Annotated in this window: 3 protein-coding genes; 1 reads left to right on the top strand and 2 read right to left on the bottom strand. The window is 63.7% G+C overall.

Going from position 1 to position 3,417, the window contains the following annotated elements; all coding sequences use genetic code 11:
• Positions 1-1,390 (bottom strand): AMP-binding protein (locus VN856_RS21885; protein WP_325692882.1); only part of this gene is annotated, 1,390 nt, incomplete at its 3' end.
• A 70-nt stretch (positions 1,391-1,460) separates the two neighbouring features.
• A complete protein-coding gene (locus VN856_RS21880) occupies positions 1,461-2,306 on the bottom strand; it encodes a TIGR03619 family F420-dependent LLM class oxidoreductase (protein ID WP_325692879.1) in 846 nt (281 codons plus the stop codon).
• Positions 2,307-2,470: 164 nt separating this feature from the next.
• Here VN856_RS21880 and VN856_RS21875 point away from each other — a divergent pair, with 164 nt between their 5' ends.
• Positions 2,471-3,373, top strand: a complete 903-nt coding sequence (locus VN856_RS21875; RefSeq protein WP_325692877.1) for a LysR family transcriptional regulator — start codon at positions 2,471-2,473, stop codon at positions 3,371-3,373.
• The last annotated feature ends 44 nt before the right edge of the window (positions 3,374-3,417 follow it).

Genomic DNA, 3,417 nt, shown 5'->3' with positions numbered 1-3,417 from the left:
AGGGCCGGTCGGTGCGGAAGTAACCGAGGTCGGGAACGTCGATCAGCTTGTAGTCCTGCACCCGCTTGCGGTTGATCACACCGTCCAAGCTGATCGTCCCGGTCTCGGTCATCCCGTAGCCGTCGGCGATGTGGACGTCGAGCGCCGAGTCCACAAACGCCTTCATTTGCGCGGCGAGTGGGGCAGTGCCGATGGCACCACCGAGCACCCGGCCACCCACCCGCTCCCTTAACTCGGCGGCGGCGTCCTTCGCGGCGTCTGTCGGGTCTGCGCCCTCGGCGATCCTTCGGTCCACCCCGATGCGATTGTGCTGGAACAGCATGTCCACCACACGCGGAACCAGAACCATCTGAGTGGGCCGCACCAGCGCCCAATCGTCAAACAGCGTCGACAAATCGGACTTGGGTACGAAGTAGCTGGTACCCCCGGCGATGAACGCCGAAGCCAACGGCACCCTTCCACCGAGGTGGTTCATTGGCATGAAATTCACGTTGAATACCGGGACGCCAGGCGACAAGTAGAGACCCGTCCAGTGCTTGGCCACCATCCCCTCGGTGTACATGGCACCTTTGGGCGCCCCCGTACTGCCTGACGTGTACAAGATCATCGCCAAGCGCTCATCGCTACCGTCGGTGTACGCCGGCTCGGCCGGCAGTTGGTTGCCGCGCGAGACGACCTCGTCCACCGTGGTCACAACGACGCGTGGCGCGGCCGCCCGCAGGCGGGCACGAGCCCGCTCGAAGTTCTCCCGCTGCTCATCAACTTCGGGCTGATAGTCGAAAACCATGATCTGGCCCACCGACGGACTGCTCATCATGGACTCGACCGCTAGATCGAGGTACTCCGCACTGACGGCCACGATCGTCGGTTCGCACTCCTCGATGATCGGCCGCAATCGCGATACCGGAGCGTTGTGCTGCAGCGGAACGGTCACCAACCCGAGGTAGGCGCACACCATGTCGACGACCAAGTGGTCGGCGCTGGCGAATCCGATGGTTGCGACCGCGTCCCCGGGGATCGCCGAATGAGCTGAGTCATGGCGCCAGGCGCCGGCAATCGCACGCACCCGGTCCCATAATTCGCGGTAGCTAAAGGTGTCGAACTGGTGCGAGAGGCGCACCGATGTGCGGCCGGTGTCGGGGTCGGCCACCAACTCACGGGCACGTTGCCCAAGTGCAGGTCGATCGGCATAACCTTCGACGATCGTCTCGAACACCTGAGCCAACCGGAGACCGGGCGTGCAGGCCGCCTCCACTACCGCGGGAAGGGGAGCGGCTGCGCGGAATTGCGGGTCACTGTCGAACAACTCAGCCACCCGGCGGGCTACCCGATCTTCTTGGCTGCCGCTGAGCTCGGCGAGTTGTGTGTCATCGAGCGAGACTCTCGTCATAGCGTGTCCTCTTTCTTCATTTAATGCGTTGCCACACTTACGCATTCGGCGCACCTTGCGCGGTGGTCCTTCAGTGCGTCGGTTGGTTTGCGCGGCTCAGCTCAGCGAATGCCGCAATGGTGTCAAGCAGTTGGAGGGTTTCCGATTCGGGTTTGGTGGGAAGGAGGATGAGCGCTCGTTCCGCGCCGTGCTGGCGGTAAGCGTCCAAGACTGCGCGGTCCACCACGTCAGGGACAATGACGCTGACGGGGATGTCGGTTGCACCTTCCAGAAGGCTCAGCTGCGCGGGGACCATGTCCGCGACCGGGACGGCCATGGGCATCCAACCAGCGTGATGCCGATGCGCTCGCAAGACCGTGGCCGTCGTGAATCCACCGAAATAAATCTTCGGATGCGGCTTCTGTACAGGTTTGGGCCAGCAATAGGTTGCATCGAAATCGATGTAGCGGCCGTGAAACTCGGCTTGGTCATGGGCCCATAGTTCTTTCATCGCGGCCAGCTTCTCGTCGAGCAGTGTGCCCCGCATCGTGGCTGCAACGCCGTGATCGGCGGCCTCTTCGAGGTTCCAGCCCAAGCCCAGACCGAGTAGCAATCGACCGCCGGATATCTGATCGAGGCTCGAAACCGCCTTCGCCGTTTCAATCGGGTCCCGCTGCGGCAGCAGAAGCACTCCTGGGCCAATCAGCAGTTGGGATGTCGCGACAGCGGCTGCGGTCAGCGCGACGAATGGGTCATAAGACCGGTAATACTCGCGCGGTAACTCGCCGCCCGCTGGAAACGGCGTGGCCCGACATGCGGGGATGTGTGAATGCTCAGCCACAACGAGCGATTCAAATCCACGTTCTTCCAACGCTTTTGCGAGCACATCCGGGCGGATGCTTTCATCTGTGATGACCGTGGCTACCCCGAACTTCATTTATTGGCCTCGCTGTAGGTGGGCGAGCTGATTGCTTCCTGCTCGTATCATCGAGTCAATGCCGCATTGCGTCGGATGTCCAAGACCTGTTCCACATTGCGCGATGCAAATCAGGCATCGTGCCTGTCCTACCGGCCGAGGCGCCGGAGCGCTACGGTGAGCTCATGACTGATTCGGCATCGTGTGTCGTGGACCTCGATCTGCGACTAGTCGGGTACTTCGTTGCGGTGGCCGACCACCGGCACTTCGGCCGCGCCGCGGCTGCGTTGCTCGTCGCGCAGCCTTCACTAAGCCGACAGATCCGTCGTCTGGAGCAGCAGATGGGCGTGCGCCTGTTTGACCGCACTCCGCAAAGCACCCGGCTCACTGAGGCCGGCGAGGTGTTCCTGCCTCGGGCCAAGGCGCTATTGCGCTCGGCCACCCAAGCCGTAGCGCAGGCCCGCGCCGCCGCCCAGCCCAGCCGCATCGCCATCGGCTACATGACAGGTGCGATCATCACCCCGGTGGTGCGCGCGTTGCGTCGCGAGCACCCCGACGCCGACGTGCAAACCGTGCACCTGGACTGGAACCAACCACGCGATGCTCTACTCGACCACCGGGTGGACGCGGTGGTTTGCACACTGCCCTTTTCCACCGACCAGCTGCGCGTCACGATCCTCTACGACGAGCCCCGGGTGGTGCTCGTGCCCGTCGACCATCGCCTCGCGGGCCGGCAATCGGTCACCATCGACGACATCGCCGACGAACCCATACCGAAATTCCGGGACTGCGACCCGGTCTGGAATGACTTCTGGCGCATCGATCCCCGGCCCGACGGGCGCAGGGCACCCGAAGGTCCACTCTTCGAAACCCTCGAGGATGGGCTAGAACTCATCGCCTCCGGGCAGGCAGTCGCCGTCACGACCGCTTTTCACGAGCGGTTGCGACCCGACCTCACCACCGTCCCTTTGGAGGGCGTCGAACCCGGCCATGTCGTGGTGGCCAGCCGCGCCGGGGACCGCAGCCATCTGGTGGCGGCCTTTCGCAAACTCGCCTCGGCACACCTCACCGCCCCAGCGCGGAACTAGCGTTCCAAGCGACCGGAACGGCCGCTCTCACGATGTCGTTGTCC

The organism is Mycobacterium sp., from assembly GCF_035603715.1.
Taxonomy (GTDB): Bacteria; Actinomycetota; Actinomycetes; order Mycobacteriales; family Mycobacteriaceae; genus Mycobacterium.
This window is presented reverse-complemented; position numbering and strand designations above follow the sequence as displayed.